The organism is Clostridium gasigenes, assembly GCF_900104115.1.
GTDB lineage: Bacteria > Bacillota > Clostridia > Clostridiales > Clostridiaceae > Clostridium > Clostridium gasigenes.
Window position 1 is genome coordinate 1 of the sequence record NZ_FNJM01000001.1, and the last position, 17,553, is coordinate 17,553.

The window sequence follows — 17,553 nt, forward strand, 5'->3', positions numbered from 1 at the left end:
TCTCTGTTTTCCTAAAGCCTTAACATCAAATCCTGCATTCCGTAGTATTTCTAATGGCATTTTCCCGGTATTATATTCAGAAACATAATACTCCTTAAATTCATCTGTATAAGTAATAGCTTTATTACTAGCTTTTTTTACAAATGGATTTACTGATAAATCTTTCAATTGTTCATCTGTAAAATAGATTCTTCCCATAACTACAATCCTCCTTTAAAATATTTTACAATAAAAAAAGACCCTATAAAATAGAGTCAGTTAAATAAATGTTTAGCACTTTTTTTCTAACTGTCCATTCTATAGGTACCAGTTTAAAACTTTATTGCAGTTTTTTTTATAAGGGTAACCCAGCGTTGGTATAATAAATGAAAGTATTACATCAAATTATAAGTGGGAGTGATTAGAATGGAGCAGAAGTCAAAGTATAAGAGTATATCAAAATTTATAATTATATGTATTTTTGTAGCATATATTGCAATAATATTTAAGATAGTTGTATTTAAATATCATGGATTTATAGATATATTTTCAAAAAAGTCAGTTAGTTTTACAAGCTTAAATTTAATTCCATTTAAGCTATGGGCGGATTTCTTTGAAAATGCATCCGGTATGGGATGGGCATGGGCTATATCTAATTTATTTGGTAACATAATAATATTTATTCCACTAGGATATTTATTGCCTTTAATATTTAAAAAGGCTAAGAATATATTGCCAGTAGCCTGTATGGCATTTGTATTTAGCTTAGTGCTTGAGTCTTTACAATATGTATTAGCAATAGGAAGTTCTGATATTGATGATATTATTTTAAATACATTAGGTGGAGTAATAGGATATTTATGCTATAAAATAGTTGCTAAAGTATTAGTAACTAATAAAAAAATATATATAGGTACAATAATACTAACAGTTTTATTTTTAGTAAGTGGATTTACTGTTGCAAAGTATGAATTTGGAAATATGCTTGGAATAACAAAATTTGAGCAAGAAGTAATCGGAGGAGATGTTATACCAGAATCAAGGGCCGATTATATAGGAGCTTTTATTAGTTATGATGATAATATTATAAATATGTATGATGGTATGATTGTAGATAGCAATGTAGACACTTCATTAATGGAAAAATTAAATGTAAAAGTTAATAAAAATACAAAGATATATTTAAATACAATGAAAAGTAAAGAAAATAAAATGACTGCTGAATATAATGAATATACGGACCCAGTAAGTAGTATAGAAAAAAATTCTACTTTATCTATTTGGGGAAAAGAGGTAGATGGCACGATAGTAGCAGAAATAATTGTTATACAAAAACCAATCATAAATCAAGAAGAGTCTACTATAACTCATACAGAGGATAAAAGAAATAAGAAGACTACAGACAATAGATCAAAAGATGATATTCAAATTCCAGAAGAAAAGTCTGATATAGAAGGTTGCTTTAAAGAGTATGAAAATGATGTAATAATAATTAACCGTATAGATAATTTCGAAAGTGGGGAGTCTACTATTTCCGTTTCATCAGATATTAAGGTGAAAATAAAAGTACAGGATGATACAAATTATATTATTAAAGTTATAACTTCAGCAGGAGAAGTAAGGTCTATAAAATCAACTTCTATAGATGATATGAAAAAGGGCGACAAGTTAGATGTTTGGGGAGCAAGTGTTGATGGAGCACTAATAGCTGATAAGATAGTAATTATAAGGATAGAATAAAATTAAAATTAAATGAAATCCACGATAGAATTCTATCGTGGATTATTATTTAAAAGTAATATATTTTTATAAAATTTCTAATATTTCTATATTATATTTTTCTCCGGGAGCATCAACTTCAACCTTAGCTCTAGCTTTTTTGCCAGATAATGCTTTTCCTAAATCAGACTCTATACTTATACACATATTTTGAGGGTCTAAATCCATAGTAGTTACTAGTGTAACAATAGTTTCGTAGTCATCCTCTATAAATTTAATTTTAGCTTTACTATTAATTCCTAATGTTAATTTATTTAAATGCGTATCATCTATTAGAGTTGCTGTTGAAATCATAGTCATTAAATATTGAATTCTATTATCATTTTCTCTATAGTTTGCGCAAGCTTCTTTATATTCTGCGTTTTCTGATCTATCGCCATGTGCAGCAGCTACTAATTTTTCCTTTGATATTTCAGCCCTTTTTACTGTTAATCTATATTCCAATTCTTCTCTTAATTTTTTTATATTTTCTTCTGTTAATTCATTATTCATAAAAATTTAGCCTCCCCTAAAATATATTTCCCTATATATTATATAATATATAGAAAAAAATGAAAGGTATTTAGTTATATTTATTCTACTATATTGATAAAGAGAATTAAGAAGGAAATTAAGAAGGAAATTAAGAAGGGAATTAAGAAGGGAATTGATAGCTTTTTACTTGACTCAAATATAGGAAAACTTATGTTTGCTATATTATGAAATACAACATATAATGAACTAGAAGATTTAGATAAGATAGATGATTGGTGTTAAGTTGTCACAATTAATTGTGCCGCGCTATTGTTTAATAAATTTGTATATTTGATATATATTGAAGTATTTATACTTCAAGCTTTAAGTCACGGTACTTAAGGCTTTTTTTGAGTAAAAGTATAGAGGATTTACATAAGTAATCTGCAAATAAATAATAGACTAGTATTCTTGATTTTGAGTCTGTTAATTATCTTACGATGACAAATAATTTATAAAGACATGTCTAAAAATTTTTATTAAAAGCATTAGGTATTTAAAAAATAGACTAAAACATTAATTTGTTGTTTTTAAAAAATATCTAAGCAAAGAAACTATATAAAAATTAAGGGGGACATATAAGATGATAGTAGGCGTATTAAAAGAAATTAAGTGTGGAGAATCAAGAGTAATAGTAACACCGGTAGAGGCAGAAGAATTAATAAATGATGGACATGAGGTGTTAGTTCAGAAAAATGCAGGGTATATAGCGGGCTTTAATGATGAGGAATATGCAAGAATAGGTGCTAAAATTATAGATAATAGAGAAGAGATATATGGTAAATGTGATATGGTATTAAAGGTTAAAGAATTTTTTGAAGAAGAATACCATTTATTAAGAAGTGGACAAATACTGTTTGCATGTATACATCCAGCTTCAAATAGAGAAGAGGTAGATGCATTATTAAAAAATAAAGTAATAGCGTTTACTGCAGAAGATACACATAGATATGGGTCACCTAATTGCGAAGTAGCTGGGAAATTAGGTGCATTAATGGGCGTGCAATACTTATTAAATAGTAATGGTGGAAAAGGTCAATTAATTAGTGGAATAGCAGGGGCACCCGGTGCAAATGTTATAGTTCTTGGAGCTGGGATAGTTGGAAAAGGAGCTATACAAATATTGTCATCACTTGGAGCACAGGTAACAGTTATGGCTAGAAGTATAGCAACTATGAGAAGCTGTCATGAAATATATCCGGCTAATGTGAGAACAATGTTTTCTAATCAGTCAAATATAAAAGCACTTTTACCTACAACAGATTTAGTAGTAAATTGTGTTAAGTGGCCAAAGCATAGAGAAGATAATTTAATAACTAGAGAAATGCTTTCATTAATGAAAAGAGGTTCAGTAATAGTTGATATAAGTGCAGATGTAGGTGGTGCAATTGAAACATATAGACCTACAACTCATGAAGATCCTGTTTATGAAGTAGATGGAATAATTCACTATGGAGTAGATAATATACCAGGAGCCGCGGCTCATACTACCTCAATAGCATATGCTGCAAGTGTACTACCTCATATAAGAGCTATTGCAAATAAAGGAGTAAGAGAAGCTTGTAGAAAAGATGGATTTTTGAGAAGAAGCTTAACTGCATATAATGGAATACTTACTCATGAAGAAACAAGCATAATTCAAAATAGAAAATGGAGCACACCAGAAGAAATTCTAGAATTAGATTTGGATAATATAGATTTAGCTCCAATTGCAACTACAATATAATACACATTATTCAATTTTAAAGCGAGTTAAAAGGTGTTTATAATATAAAGGCAAAGGAATGGATTTAAAAATGACGAATAATACTGAATTAAAACAAAAACAATTTATAGCGGCTATGGAGCTTTATGAGGATAAAAGAATTTATAAGTTGTTTGGAAAATTTATTTCTACGGTGAATATTTCACTTCAAATTATTATAGCATATGTTGTTATACCTATTAATATAGGTATTTGGTGGCAAGTATTTTCATTTATTGTAGCGTATTTTCTTACTGACTTTATAAATGGATTAGTACATATGTATATGGATAATAATGAAAATTACAAATCCGTAGCAGGCCCACTAATAGCAAGTTTTCATTTGCATCATAAAACACCTCTCTACAAAAAAAACAATCTTTTATTGGTCTATTTCAATGAATCAGGTTCAAAGATTTGGCTTTCGGGGTTTTTAATAATTGTTTCAATAGTAATGAGTATATTTAATATTAATAGGATAATTTTATATATCATATTATATTTTAGTATATTATCATCGGTAGCTGAGGTTGCTCACTATCTTTGCCATGGATCAAATACAAGATTAGTAATTTTTTTGGGGAGAAGTCATTTATTACTTGATAAACATCATCATGGAAGGCATCATATTGAAGATAATGTTAATTATGCATTTTTAAATGGTATGTCTGATCCCTTAATTAATATAATTGCTAAGAGGTTTTATTGTGGATATAAAAATACAACAGATAAACATTATGCATATTATAAAGGGAAGGGCACAAAAAACAGGGGACAAGCCTAGTAATTAAGGGTTCATCATTAAATAAATAATGATGAACCCTATTTGTTTTAAACTTCTATTTGTTTTAAACTTCTATTTGTTTAGTAGCTATAGTATCTTCTGTTTTAGTTACTACTGAAGCATTAGCACTAGCCATATTAGCTAAAACCATGCTCATTATGCCTTCCATTGCATTAGGTGTTTTTCCATCAGTGCCACCCATAATTATTGTTTGTGGAACTAGTGGAGATTTACTTATTTTTAGTGCGTCTGCAAAGGCTATCATAACACTTTGTTGTACTTGTAATTCTGGTCCGCCATAGGCTTCAACTAAAGCTTTAGCCGCAGTACCTTTTGCAATACCAACCTTTGTTTCTTGTTCTGCAGTAGCATCTGCAACGGATTTAATATTTAATGCTTGTGCTTTACCAACTGTTTCAAGTTTAAAGGCTTCTGCACTAGCTTGTAGTTGCACTTGCTTGGCATTAGCTTCTGCATTTAGTTCAGTAGCTTTTGCATTAGCAGCAGCTTCAGCTTCTTTTGTATACCTTGAAGCATCAGCTTCTTGAGTTCTCTTATATTTATCAGCTTCAGCAAGCTTTTGTGTTTTTAGTGCAAGCTGCTCTGCGAGTCTTAATTCTGATTTACCTTTATTATCTGCAACTTCTATGTCGATACTTGATTGTGTAAGAGCTGTTTGAGCAGAACTTTTTGCAATTGCCTCATTAAGTTCTCTTTGTTTTTCAGCTGATTTTTGTTTAGCTTCATTAGTTTTTATTTCTTCCATAGCAACTTGTCTGTCTCTTAATTGTGCTAGTATAAGTTCAATTCTCTTATCTGTTGCGGATGCGGCAGGTGTGCCAATTAATACTTCTTGTAATTCTAAGTCATACAACTTGAATTTCTCTTTCATTTCCGCTGAGGCTTGGTCTTGAATAGTACTTCTATCTTGAACTAATTCAATAAGTGTCTTGGTTTGACCAATATTTTTGAAGTAACCAGATATCATAGGATCAAGTGATTGTTCAATAAGCATTTTAATATCACCAAATCTTTGGATAACTGAAGAAGCTTTCCTATAATCAATATTAAATACCACTGTAAGCGGTAAATTTGGTTCAAAGGCATCTTTAGTTATAAGACTTATTTCTTTCAAATTATCATCTAATTTATGATCGCCGGTTTGACCGCTAATCCATTTTAATATAACATTAGTAGTTGGAACTGGAACAACTTTACCTGCATATGTGTTAAAGGCATATTTACCTGGCATCATAGAATCTCGCCAAATACCTTTTTTACCTTGTTCAACTAGCTCTCCATGTGAATAAGTTGATCCAGATACATCTTCACCTTTATCACCAAAGTAGCTTACAACTACGCCAACATATCCAATATCTATTATACTTTTTGGTACTATATCAACGTTTGCAAACATTCTGTTTATAAAATAAACTCCATCTGTTAATACTTGCATTTGCTTACCTTTTCTACCGTTAGCAGCTAGGAATTTTTCTGGTTCCTGGAAATTATTATGATAAAATTCATTAGTTATACCATCTCCAACTATAGGAGCAATAATAGCACCATTATCTGGAGTAGGGCCTTCATTAATAGTAACAATACCTATAGTATCTTTACTTCTTATAGTGTTACTAGATTCATATTGTTCAACTGTTTTTGAACTTGCTATAACTACAGGATTAAATCCACCCACTTTAGCTAAATCACTTCTCATTGTTTCTATTTGTGCGGATTCATCTTTTGAAGTAAATATTGAATGTACTTTATCTCTTGTAATTATAATAAATTGAGCTAAATTAAATGCATAAGTACCTTCACGAAGAATTTGTCTTTGTGGACCTTTTTGTCCTCCGTTACCTAGAAAGGCAGCCACATCTTGAAAAGATTTACTGGAAGATACAACTCTTCCTAGAGTTTGACCATCACCTAGGCTTTCACCAGATCTTGAAAATACATAAGCTATTTGACCTTGTGGTATGGTTACTAACCTTACCTTTTTTACTTTATACTTAAAAGGAGTCTTAAAATGGACTCCAGCTCTAAGTACTTGTGGTTGATAACCAGCCTCGCCTTTAAGAGCAATAAGACCATCAGAAGGTACAGACCCACCCATACTCCACCATTTTTCAACAATACCGACTTCGTCGGTTCCGATACTTGTAAACCCTATTCCATAGAGTAATAAAACTAATACGACTAATACTGCTCCTACTATAATTAAAATTGACAATGGTTCCATAATCTTAACCCCCAAATTTTATTTGTATAAAGATTTTATACTTTACTATTTTATACTATTAGTTGTTTATAACTTTTATGTATCTACAAACTATAGTAATAAATCTTTATATTGGATATATTCGACAGAGTTATACAATACCCTTTATATAAAAAGATAATTATATTAGAAGGAGACCCCTTTTACAAATTAAAAACAAATACTATTTTAATTTGCTTTTTAAATTTTCTTTATAAATATACATCCTTTCATCTGCAATCTTAATAAGTTGGCTATAGCTTACAGCATCAGATAAAAAAGTTGCAATTCCATAGCTATAATTATAGGTAACTTTATTTCCTTCTAAAATGATAGGATTATCAATAAAATACTTATTTAGTTCTTCAAACTTTTCTGATAGGGCATCAACTGGTGTATTAGAAAATACACCAATGAACTCATCGCCACCATATCTGGCTAAAATATCAGTTTCACTTATAGAGCTTTTAAGTTTATTAACAAAGCTTTTAATAAACTCATCTCCTTGCAAATGACCATAAGTATCATTAACTAATTTTAATCCGTTTAAATCAAAAATAACTAATAAAAAAGAATTATTGTGTCTTAGCGCTTCACTTAAAACCTTATCGAAAATTTCTTCAAATGATCGTCTGTTATAGATATTAGTTAATTTATCATATTTAGATAAATACATTATTTCATTATATAAATTATGTGTGCTTATAGTATTTTCTATTTGATATTTCATATAATTCATAATATCTATATCATCTTCATTAAATATATCTTTTTCATCACTATCAATATTCATCATACCAAATAATTTATTATTAATTATTATAGGAGTACTAATACATGATACAATTTTCCAGTCATTTTGACCAAGAACAACATATTTGCTACTATATAAATTAAATACATCATCTATTATTATAGTAGAAGTTATTTTACCCTTTGTTTTAAGATAATGGAATGAAGATTCTAATGGTAAAATAAAATCTTTTGTTTTTTCATCATCATATCCAATGGAGCTAGCTATTACTAAGTTAATATCTTCTTTTAATAATAAAACACTACCATATTTTGCTCCTTTCATAAGTGCAATACATTTACTTAGTATTAAATCAAATAATTCATTAATGTTAGTTAGTTCAATGATAGATTGGTTTACTTCAATCATTACTTCCTTAAATTTTAATAATCTATTAAGCTTATGTTCATTTTTTTTGAGCTCTGTTATATCGATGATAACGCCTACGATTCCAATAGCTTCATAATTAGATAATATACTTGATTTATTAAAAATTACATCCTGTTTTTCCCCGTTGATACCTATTAATTGTGTTTCATAATTTTGGTTGCCCTTTCTGTCCATTAATTCTAAATCTGCTTTATGATATACCTCAGCAAGTTCAAATTGGTGGATATCATAAACTGTTTTGTTAATTATCTGATCTTTTGATAGTCCTACATATTCTTCAAATGCATAATTACAATCTGTGTATTTACCATTAATATCTTTGCAAAATATTGGAGTTGTTATTGTATCTAAAAGAGTCCTTAAAAAATTGAAATTATTGTGAAGATTTAATTCACTTTCCTTTAGCTTTTTTTTAGTTTTTATTAGCTTTTGAATATTAATAATTAAGAAAATAATTATTAATGTAAAAAAAGAAAGTAATGAACAAAGAAGTATGGTCCATTGTTTTTTTGTAATTGAATACATAGAGCTAGGTTCATTTATTATTATACTGTTTTTGGGTAATTGAGATTTGTTTATTTTAAAGCGAACTAATTCATTATAGTCAAACATATAATTGGAACCAATATCATTCATTATAGGAATATTTTTTATTAGTTCACCATTTATAATCTTTTCGGCAATTTTACCAGCATAAACGCCTTGATCAAATCCAGAACTTATTTTTCCACCGATAATACCATTGCCTAAAAGGATATCCCAAATTCCATAGATCGGAATACTGGTTTTATTTTTTAGATTATGTATAATTTCAACAGGATATAAGGTAGAGCCATCATTTGTTTTAATTGAAGTTGATGTGAAAAGGACAACACTATTTTTATCATTTGAATTTATTTTTTTGATGGTATCTTCTAAGGTGATATTTTTTATTTCTTGAAAATGTACATTAGAATAGTTACCATAAATTAATTTATTTAAATCAGTAGAGAGTTCAGTTCCTGTTATAGTAGTATCATCAATAATAATTATATTTTTAGTATTTGGATGCATTGTTAGTATTAAATCTATGTTACCCTTAATATCAATACTCTCTAAAACACCGGTTGAATTTTCAATTAATTTATCTTGTGATTTATAACTTTCAAAGTTATTTAGTCCAGTAAAAATTAAAGGTGTGCTTGGAAAAAGTTCCTCTCTATGTTTTTGAAAAAAGTCATACGCCCAATTATCACTACATATAACCATATCAAATTTACTGTTTTTATATTTATCTTTATACAAAGTAAGTAACTTATCATAATAATTTTCATCATTATTATTGAGAGCATCCATGTATTCTATCTTAATATTAATATATTCACCATAATTTTTTAGAATTGAAAGAAATCCTTGTTCTATAATATCATTCCACTCATAACCACGATGATATGAAGTAAGGATAAGGATGTTTTTCTTAAAAGAGGTTGCATAAACATTAATAGTTAAAAGAAATGTTATGAAAATAAAATAAAAAAACACTTTAAATTTTTTTGGCAATTTTAAACACCTCAAATATATACAGCAAAATAGTGTATAAATTTTATTTTTTAATCTTAGTTTACACTGTTTTGAGCTGGAAAGGAAGCTAAATGTGCATAATAAATAGTTGTTAAATAAAGGTATGATGCTCAATAATTTCTAAATTTATAGTAAAATTAGAAATAAGATTTAAAGCATTATTATGAAATATAGGGATTAAGCATGACTAAAGTTTAATTAAGTAAAATGAATAAAAATGAGGAAATATGAATTAATATTGCTTTATTTGAAAAAAACTGTATAATAAATATGAAATTTATAATTTATTAGGAGGAAAACAAATGATTAAGAACAGAAGCTTTTGGTGGTATATTTTACTAACTACGATTACCTTTGGTATTTACGGTATAATATTTATGTATGACTACACAGAAGATTTAAACAAAATTTGTGAGGGGACAGGCAAGCCAAGCAAGAATTACCTAATAGTAATTCTATTAAGTATTATAACTTGTGGAATATACTACTATGTATGGTTATATAAACAAGCAAATAGAATGAATAAACAAGGATTTAGCTATTCAATAAATATTCCTGAAACTGGTTCTACTATTTTACTTTGGAATATACTTGGTAGCCTTTTATGTGGTGTTGGTCCATGGGTTGGAAAATACATAATGATTAAGAATTTAAACTTGCTAGCTGAAGAGTATAATAGAAAATTTGCTAATTAATTTTATAAATTAATAAATAAGGAGCTACATATGTAGCTCCTTATATTTTGGGAGAGATAATATGGATTTTATAAAAAAAAAATTAGAAAAACATGAAATAATAATATTAATGTTCTTGATTTTCTTTTTAACTGGTGGAGAGTGCATAATAAAAAAAATAACTGGTGTGCCATGTCCAAGTTGTGGCATAACAAGAGCCTTTTATTATTTTGTAAATTTGGATTTTAAACAAAGCTTTTATTACCACCCATTATTTTGGTTAATACCTATTGTTTTAATTATTGTTATTTATGGAAAGAAGCCTTTGTTTAGAAGTAAAAAAATTGAAGTAACTTTTTATATTATAATAACTGCCCTTATATTAGGAGTATATATAATTAGAATGGTTAATTTATTTCCTTATATATCACCTATGGATTACAATAAATCATCATACATATGGAGATTATTGAACTTTATAAATAGAATCACAGAAGACTTTAGTTTCTTTTGAATATTTCTTTGTGCTATTTAAAATATTAAGGGTATTATTTTGCTTCATTACTGGAGTTAATTGTATTTAAAAATAAGGTTTGAAACTTTTTTTAAAACTCAACTTCAGATGGATTAATTGTAAAATTAATGATAAATATTATTTAATTAACAAAAAGAATAAAAAAACCCAAAAAAACATTTACACTAAAAAGAAAATAATGTATAATAAAGTCATAAAAATCTAAAAATAATATTTTGGATTTTATAAGATATCATTATGATATTAAAAAAAGGGGGACAAGAATATGTTAGAATTCAACCAAAACATGCAAAATACTTGTAACAACATGGAAGAAGTTTCTGTAGCACCAGGAGCATGTTGCTGCTGTAGCTGTTGCTGTTGTGTAGCAATCGGTGTAAATAACGGAACTGCTTCAACATCAGCTAATTTAACGCCTGGAAACTAATAAGTGGACAAGCATTATCGCCTTAGTAATTATAATTAATATTTTATAAAAGGGAGATGACATTATGTTAGAATTCAATAAAAATGTACAAAATACTTGTAACAATATGGAAGAGGTTTCTGTAGCACCAGGAGCATGCTGCTGTTGTAGCTGTTGCTGTTGTGTAGCAATTGGTGTAAATGGAACTGCTACATCAGGAGTGACAGCAGGAAAGTAATATAATTGTACAAGCAATTATATAGTTAAGAGGTCCGTGAAGGTTATTTATAAACTAGTTAGTTAACTATAAATACCTTGCGGGCCTTAAAACTATATAAATAATTAATTGTTAATAATGTTAAATATGATAACAATACAGTTTGATAAAAAGAGGTGAATTATGCTTAAAAGAAAAAATAAAAACAAAGAAAAAGAAAAAGAAAAAGAAAATAAAAAACCAGTTAATAAGTACCCTTATGAAATGAAAATAATATCATTTAATACTCAATACTGTAGTATGAGTGCATATGCAGATACTACAGTTTTAAAGACTCCAGATTCAGTTTTAAAAGGAAGTCTTTATTCAAAGGAAAATAGATTTAATTCAGAAGAATATCTTTTAAATTATAGAACGAACAACAACAATTTGGGATTTAGAGCAGGTCTTTCAAGTTTTTTTCAACAAAATGCAGCTATGACTGCAGCTAACAAGAATTTAGAAGAAGAGATAACAGATGTAATAAAACTTCCAAAAGCTAAAGGTATAAAGGCACCACTAGGTGCAAGCATTGAGCAAAGAAGAAGTGTTAGAAATTATACAGAAAATAAATTATCTATGCAGGATTTAGCAAGCTTACTTTATTATGGACAGGGAATATCAGGAGCAATAGAGCTTAAGGATGCTATAGCAGGTAATGATAACATAAAGCTTAGAAATAACCCATCAGCAGGGGGATTATATCCTATTAATCTATATGTATATTTAAAAAATGTTCAAGACATAGAAGATGGTTTTTATTTATACTACCCTTATGCACATGGTATAAAGCCAATTAATTTAAATGATGAAAATATAAATCAGTATGATTTTGCTGAATTTTCAAATATAACTGCAAATAATGTGAATGTATTTTTTATATATGTGTACAACATGTATATTAATAGCAGAAAATATGGTGATGCAGGAGCAGCCTTTGCTTTTATTGAAGCGGGAGAAATAGCACAAAATGTACAGCTAACAGCAACAGCACTTGGATATGGAAGTTGTGATATTGGTGGATATGAAAAACAATATTTAGAAAAAAAACTTAAATTAGATGGTGTAACAAATCATGTAATCCATATGACTATAGCTGGAAAAGAAGGGGAATAGTATGGAAAAAAATTATTGTATAAATGACAGTCTTAGAATTTTTGATAATGGACAAAACGAAATAAGATTTAAATTAGGTCTTTGGAATTATAATGAAGCAGTTCTTGATTTGAAAAATGAAAGGGATGAATTTAAGATTTCGTTAAGGGAAATCTTAAAAAAATTAAGGCTTGGTATGGAAGTATCAGAAGAAAGTGTTCATGATATGGATATAACAGATGAAAGTAAAAATAATATATTAAATATATTAAATGGATTATCTTTAGCTGGAATGCTTATAAATGAGGAACAAAGGAAGCTTTCCAATGAAATAACAATGAGTTTATTAGGTGATTATAAATACTTTATAAGAGAAGACTTAGTAAATAGTAAGGGAAGGAAATTATTATTTATATCTGATAATACTTTTTCAAATAGTATGGCAAAACTTTTAATTGAAGAAATGGAACTTAATATGGATATAGCATCAGAAGATTTAATAAATACTATAAGAGATGTAGATTTAACAACTAATATAGATGCTATAAATATAATTGAAAATATAAATGCTATACAAGCGCTTATAAAAGATTATGAAGGTATAGTTTTATGCCTAAAGAGGCCAGAACTTACAATGATTAGAAATGTAAATAGAGTTGCTATAAAAAGAGAAATACCAGTTATATGCTCATTTATAGATGGACCATTTATTACAGCATTTAGCACTAATTATCCAAAGACAGGATGTTTAGAGTGTTTCGAACAAAGAACACTAACTAGATTAGAGGATCATATATCTTATCATGCATTTGAGAATTTTAAATTTTCAAATGAGACAAAAGACATGAATAAAGGAATAATACCAGTTTTAAATACAAGTACTAATTTAGTAGTTTCAGAAGCTTTCTTATTATCTAATTATGGAACAAGTAAATTTGAAAATAGAGTATTAAATATTTACGTTCCAACATTAGAAATACAAGTACAAGATTTATTAAGAGTTCCGTATTGTCCTGCCTGTGGAAATGTATCAAAAGCAAAATTCCAAGAGCTTAATGTATCTTCTAGAACCGTAGTAGATAACATAATAGATAGCATAAGATAGGAGCTTAAATTATGAGATTTTATCCAAGTTTTAATAAGGTTTTAGATACATTTAATAAGGTTTCAGGCAATCAAACAGGAATAATAAAAGCCACTGCAATGCCTCTTATAAATCAAGATAAGAGTATAAGTTTAAAGAGTATAACAGGAAATATGCCTAAATACCATAAGGTATTACTAGAGAGACAAAGCGGAGATGTACAATATCATGTAATTGGATATGGAAACTTTTATGAAGAAGCGTTAATAAAGTATACAGGAGAGAGCGTAGAGAGATATTCTTCTATGGTAGCACCAAAGCTTGTTGAAGATAAGGTTGTATATGATACATATAAGAATATGTGTAAAAGAGGAAAAGTTATGCCTCTAAAGTATATAGATGTATTTACAAAAGAACAATTAGAGGAAATGTCAACATACATAAGTGATTTTTCAAAGGAAAAAATTACTGAAGATGATGTTGTAGGCTGGCTTCAATGTCCTTCTCTTGTAAATAAAGGTGAAAACATATGGGTGCCTGCAATAATGCTATTTGTTGGGTATCAAGTTAATTTAGAAAAGGGTGAAAAACAATATATACAAGGATTTAGTACGGGTACAGCATCCCATACTGATCTTAAAAAAGCACTTGTAAATGCAATTGTTGAATATTTGCAAATAGATTCATTTATGATAACTTGGCATACTAAACGTAAATGCAAAAGAATTAATATAGATGATGAAACTGTAAAAAAAGCACTTGATGAAATTGGATTAGGTGATGATTCTATATATGAAATCATACCAGTTGAAATGACATTGCCAGATAATTCAGTTCCAACTTTTGGTACGTTTTTAAGAAGAAAAGATAATAAAATGCCCTATTTATTATTTGGAGTTCAAGGTGATTTTGATGTGAAAAATGGTGTTTATCGTTCAATTATGGAGGGCATATCAATAGCTCATAGTGGATATTTCAATACTATATATAATAGAGATTTAATAGAGCATGTTATGAATAATGATTCGAAATTTTTAGATTTAGATTTAAATGTATTATATTATAGTGCACCTAAACATATTGATGAGAAAAATAAACTTATAGAAGAATTTATAGATGGAGAAATTAACTTAAGTGACATAAAAACAATAGAAAATTTAGATACTGATTCACAACTTAAAGAATTATTAAAAACAGTATCAGAAATAAGTGAGTATGCCGTTTATATGGACATGACATCACCAGAACTTAGAGATAAAGGATGGTATACAATGAGAGTTTTAATACCAGAAATACTTGAAATGTGTATTCCAGAATTCCCGTTTAAAGATCATCCAAGAATGAAAGAGCATGGAGGTATAATAAATGAATACCCACACCCTATGCCTTAATATACTTATAATACTATTTACTATAAGCCCTGTGTTACTAATTGGTATTGTTTCAAACTTTCCTGGAATGAAAATGAAAAAAGATGATGTGTTTTTTACAAAGGCATTAGCTTATTTATTAATAATAGAGTTTACTTTTATATTAATAATGAAATTCCATATTTTAAAAGTAAGTTTGCCTGAAAATATTTATTGGTATGTTATAGCAATAGTTTGTGTGCCTTTAATAATAGTATTAGAAATATTATTAGCATTCATAATGATTAAAGCTAAGGGCAAAAATGTAAAAAAGTTATCTTTTTGGGGAAGTGGGAAAAAGCTTGATAAATATCATATGATATTTATACTTATAATAGCTATATTTGAAGAATTAATATTTAGATGTGTATGGTTTAATATATTAGGAAATGATTTTGGTATAAATTTATATATAGTTATAGCTATATCTGCTGTAGTTTATGGGTTTAATCATTTGTTTATGGGAAGTAAAATAATAGTTCAAAAAATAGTTACAGGATGCATATATGGGCTTATATATTTTTTAAGTGGATCTATTATTATTCCTATAATTACTCATTGTGTTCAAAACTATTTTGTTATAGCAAGAGGTGAGCGTTGTGAATAATTGGTGGATAAAGATTTCGGTGCTAGGTTTTATAGTTTTGATTACAGTGCTTTTAAATCTTATAAATAGAATAAATATAAAAAGTGTAAAAGCAAAACAAACATACCTAAGTGTAAACAGAGTTATAAGTATTTCAAAGCAGTCATACATGTACAGTTTGAGAGCTATAATATATATCACTGTATCTATTATTTCATTAGTAGTTATAATAAGAATTTTTAAAGTTGATATTAGAACCTTGGTATTTATGGATGGACAAAATATATTAAAAGCAATAATGTCACTTATACTTGGGATATTCGTAAGTATGAAAATGTTTTTTATAACATCAATTTTATTTATATCATTTATACTTAAAAAAGATTTAACAGGATGTATTACAAAAGTTAAATGGATAGATAAAAGTGAAAAATATGCTTTTTATACAAAGATCATAAGACCCTGTGCAATAGCAATATTTGAAGTAATATTGTATTGTGTGATATTTAATAATATACTTTTACTCAATACAGATATAAATTTTGTTGTTTCAGCCCTTATAGTATCAGTTATTTATGGCATTGGAAAAAGTCTTTTAGTTTGTGATTTAGAGCTGAAGGTGCTTATGTTTTCCTATGGATTTTGGAGTTTGTTTACTGCAAACTTAGTTTATGGATTTACAGGAAATGCACTATATTCTATATGCTTATTTATTGTTACCGTTAGTTTTTGGGTTTTTAAAAGATAGGAGGAAAAGTAATGAATATATTAGAAATTAGAGAACTGTCTAAGGAATTCGGGGATTTTAAAGCTGTAGATGGTATAAATCTTACAGTAAAACAAGGTGAAATTTATGGTTTACTAGGGCCAAATGGAGCAGGAAAAAGTACAATTATAAACATGATTTGTGGGCTTCTATCTAAAAGTTCTGGTGAGATATTTATTTTAAATAAAAATGCTCAGAAGAACTCCAATGATATAAAAAGAGAAATAGGAATAGTACCTCAAGAAATTGCTATATATGAAGATTTGACCGCTTTAGAAAATGTCATATTTTTTGGATCTATATATGGTCTTAAAGGAAAAGATTTAAAAGAAAAGGCAATGAAAGCTTTAGAATTTGTGGGATTACTAGATAAGAAAAAGCAATTTCCATCAAAATTTTCAGGTGGTATGAAAAGACGATTAAATATAGCTTGTGCACTTGTACATGAGCCAAAGCTAGTTATAATGGACGAGCCAACAGTAGGGATTGATCCACAATCAAGAAATCATATTCTAGAGTCAATTAAAAAATTAAATGAAACTGGCACTACTATAATATATACAAGTCACTATATGGAAGAGGTAGAAGCTATATGCACTAAGATTGCCATAATTGATAATGGGAAGGTTGTTGCAGAAGGAACTAAGGAAGAATTAAAGGCGCAGTTTAAAGAATTTAATAAAATTATACTAAAGGTATCTAACATAGAAAATGTGGATATATCTAAGTTAAAGGAAATACATGGAGTAGATAAGGTTGACTGCATGGGGAATACTATAGAAATAAGTACTAACACAAGTATTGATAATTTAGATAAGATACTTATGGTTATTATGGATTCAGAGGTTTCTATAAAATCTATAGAAAAAACAAGTATTGATTTAGAAACTGTATTCCTTAATCTTACTGGGAAAAAATTGAGGGATTAAGGAGTGATATA

17 protein-coding genes are annotated in these 17,553 nt (G+C 28.1%); 13 read left to right on the plus strand and 4 right to left on the minus strand.

Going from position 1 to position 17,553, the window contains the following annotated elements; genetic code table 11:
- A partial coding sequence (locus BLS77_RS00005; protein ID WP_341423375.1) for an HTH domain-containing protein occupies window positions 1–198 on the minus strand: 198 nt, incomplete at its 3' end.
- 207 nt (window positions 199–405) lie between these two features.
- Here BLS77_RS00005 and BLS77_RS00010 point away from each other — a divergent pair.
- Entirely contained in the window at window positions 406–1,719 is a 1,314-nt protein-coding gene (locus tag BLS77_RS00010; RefSeq protein WP_089964608.1) for a VanZ family protein, read from the plus strand.
- 66 nt (window positions 1,720–1,785) lie between these two features.
- Here the strand turns inward: BLS77_RS00010 and BLS77_RS00015 are convergent, their stop codons facing one another.
- Complete coding sequence (locus tag BLS77_RS00015; RefSeq protein WP_089964609.1) at window positions 1,786–2,250, minus strand: GreA/GreB family elongation factor; 465 nt, start codon at window positions 2,248–2,250, stop codon at window positions 1,786–1,788.
- A gap of 604 nt (window positions 2,251–2,854) precedes the next feature.
- Here BLS77_RS00015 and BLS77_RS00020 point away from each other — a divergent pair.
- Together BLS77_RS00020 and BLS77_RS00025 are read left to right on the plus strand one after the other, a co-directional pair.
- The gene (locus BLS77_RS00020) at window positions 2,855–3,997 is read left to right on the plus strand and encodes an alanine dehydrogenase (RefSeq protein ID WP_089964611.1); all 1,143 of its coding nucleotides are present in this window, start codon (window positions 2,855–2,857) and stop codon (window positions 3,995–3,997) included.
- A 58-nt stretch (window positions 3,998–4,055) separates the two neighbouring features.
- Window positions 4,056–4,799, plus strand: coding sequence for a fatty acid desaturase CarF family protein (locus BLS77_RS00025; protein WP_089964613.1), 744 nt, complete (start codon window positions 4,056–4,058; stop codon window positions 4,797–4,799).
- Window positions 4,800–4,863: 64 nt separating this feature from the next.
- Here the strand turns inward: BLS77_RS00025 and BLS77_RS00030 are convergent, their stop codons facing one another.
- Window positions 4,864–7,041, minus strand: a complete 2,178-nt coding sequence (locus BLS77_RS00030; protein ID WP_089964615.1) for an SPFH domain-containing protein — start codon at window positions 7,039–7,041, stop codon at window positions 4,864–4,866.
- Between the two features lie 202 nt (window positions 7,042–7,243).
- Window positions 7,244–9,781: a sensor domain-containing diguanylate cyclase gene (locus BLS77_RS00035; RefSeq protein ID WP_089964617.1), complete on the minus strand. Its 2,538-nt coding sequence runs from the start codon at window positions 9,779–9,781 to the stop codon at window positions 7,244–7,246.
- A gap of 323 nt (window positions 9,782–10,104) precedes the next feature.
- Here BLS77_RS00035 and BLS77_RS00040 point away from each other — a divergent pair, with 323 nt between their 5' ends.
- The 10 genes from BLS77_RS00040 to BLS77_RS00085 all read left to right on the plus strand — a co-directional run bounded on the left by BLS77_RS00040 (window position 10,105) and on the right by BLS77_RS00085 (window position 17,542).
- Entirely contained in the window at window positions 10,105–10,497 is a 393-nt protein-coding gene (locus BLS77_RS00040; RefSeq protein WP_089964618.1) for a DUF4234 domain-containing protein, read from the plus strand.
- Between the two features lie 61 nt (window positions 10,498–10,558).
- Entirely contained in the window at window positions 10,559–10,990 is a 432-nt protein-coding gene (locus tag BLS77_RS00045; RefSeq protein ID WP_089964620.1) for a DUF2752 domain-containing protein, read from the plus strand.
- A 286-nt stretch (window positions 10,991–11,276) separates the two neighbouring features.
- Complete coding sequence (locus BLS77_RS00050; protein WP_089964622.1) at window positions 11,277–11,438, plus strand: streptolysin S family TOMM toxin; 162 nt, start codon at window positions 11,277–11,279, stop codon at window positions 11,436–11,438.
- Between the two features lie 64 nt (window positions 11,439–11,502).
- Window positions 11,503–11,655 (plus strand): streptolysin S family TOMM toxin, encoded by a 153-nt coding sequence (locus BLS77_RS00055; protein WP_089964624.1) that lies wholly within the window; start codon window positions 11,503–11,505, stop codon window positions 11,653–11,655.
- 162 nt (window positions 11,656–11,817) lie between these two features.
- Window positions 11,818–12,789 (plus strand): SagB family peptide dehydrogenase, encoded by a 972-nt coding sequence (locus BLS77_RS00060; protein ID WP_089964626.1) that lies wholly within the window; start codon window positions 11,818–11,820, stop codon window positions 12,787–12,789.
- A gap of 1 nt (window position 12,790) precedes the next feature.
- Window positions 12,791–13,873: a hypothetical protein gene (locus tag BLS77_RS00065; RefSeq protein ID WP_089964628.1), complete on the plus strand. Its 1,083-nt coding sequence runs from the start codon at window positions 12,791–12,793 to the stop codon at window positions 13,871–13,873.
- Between the two features lie 11 nt (window positions 13,874–13,884).
- On the plus strand, window positions 13,885–15,243 hold the full coding sequence (locus tag BLS77_RS00070) for a YcaO-like family protein (protein ID WP_242873892.1): 1,359 nt from the start codon (window positions 13,885–13,887) through the stop codon (window positions 15,241–15,243).
- Window positions 15,218–15,868, plus strand: coding sequence for a CPBP family intramembrane glutamic endopeptidase (locus BLS77_RS00075; RefSeq protein ID WP_089964633.1), 651 nt, complete (start codon window positions 15,218–15,220; stop codon window positions 15,866–15,868). Before BLS77_RS00070 ends, BLS77_RS00075 begins: the two co-directional genes overlap by 26 nt.
- Window positions 15,861–16,595 carry a SagF family protein gene (locus BLS77_RS00080; protein ID WP_089964635.1) on the plus strand — a complete coding sequence of 245 codons (735 nt, stop codon included), beginning with the start codon at window positions 15,861–15,863 and terminating at the stop codon, window positions 16,593–16,595. Before BLS77_RS00075 ends, BLS77_RS00080 begins: the two co-directional genes overlap by 8 nt.
- Window positions 16,596–16,606: 11 nt before the next feature.
- Entirely contained in the window at window positions 16,607–17,542 is a 936-nt protein-coding gene (locus BLS77_RS00085) for an ABC transporter ATP-binding protein (protein WP_089964637.1), read from the plus strand.
- Window positions 17,543–17,553: the final 11 nt, after the last annotated feature.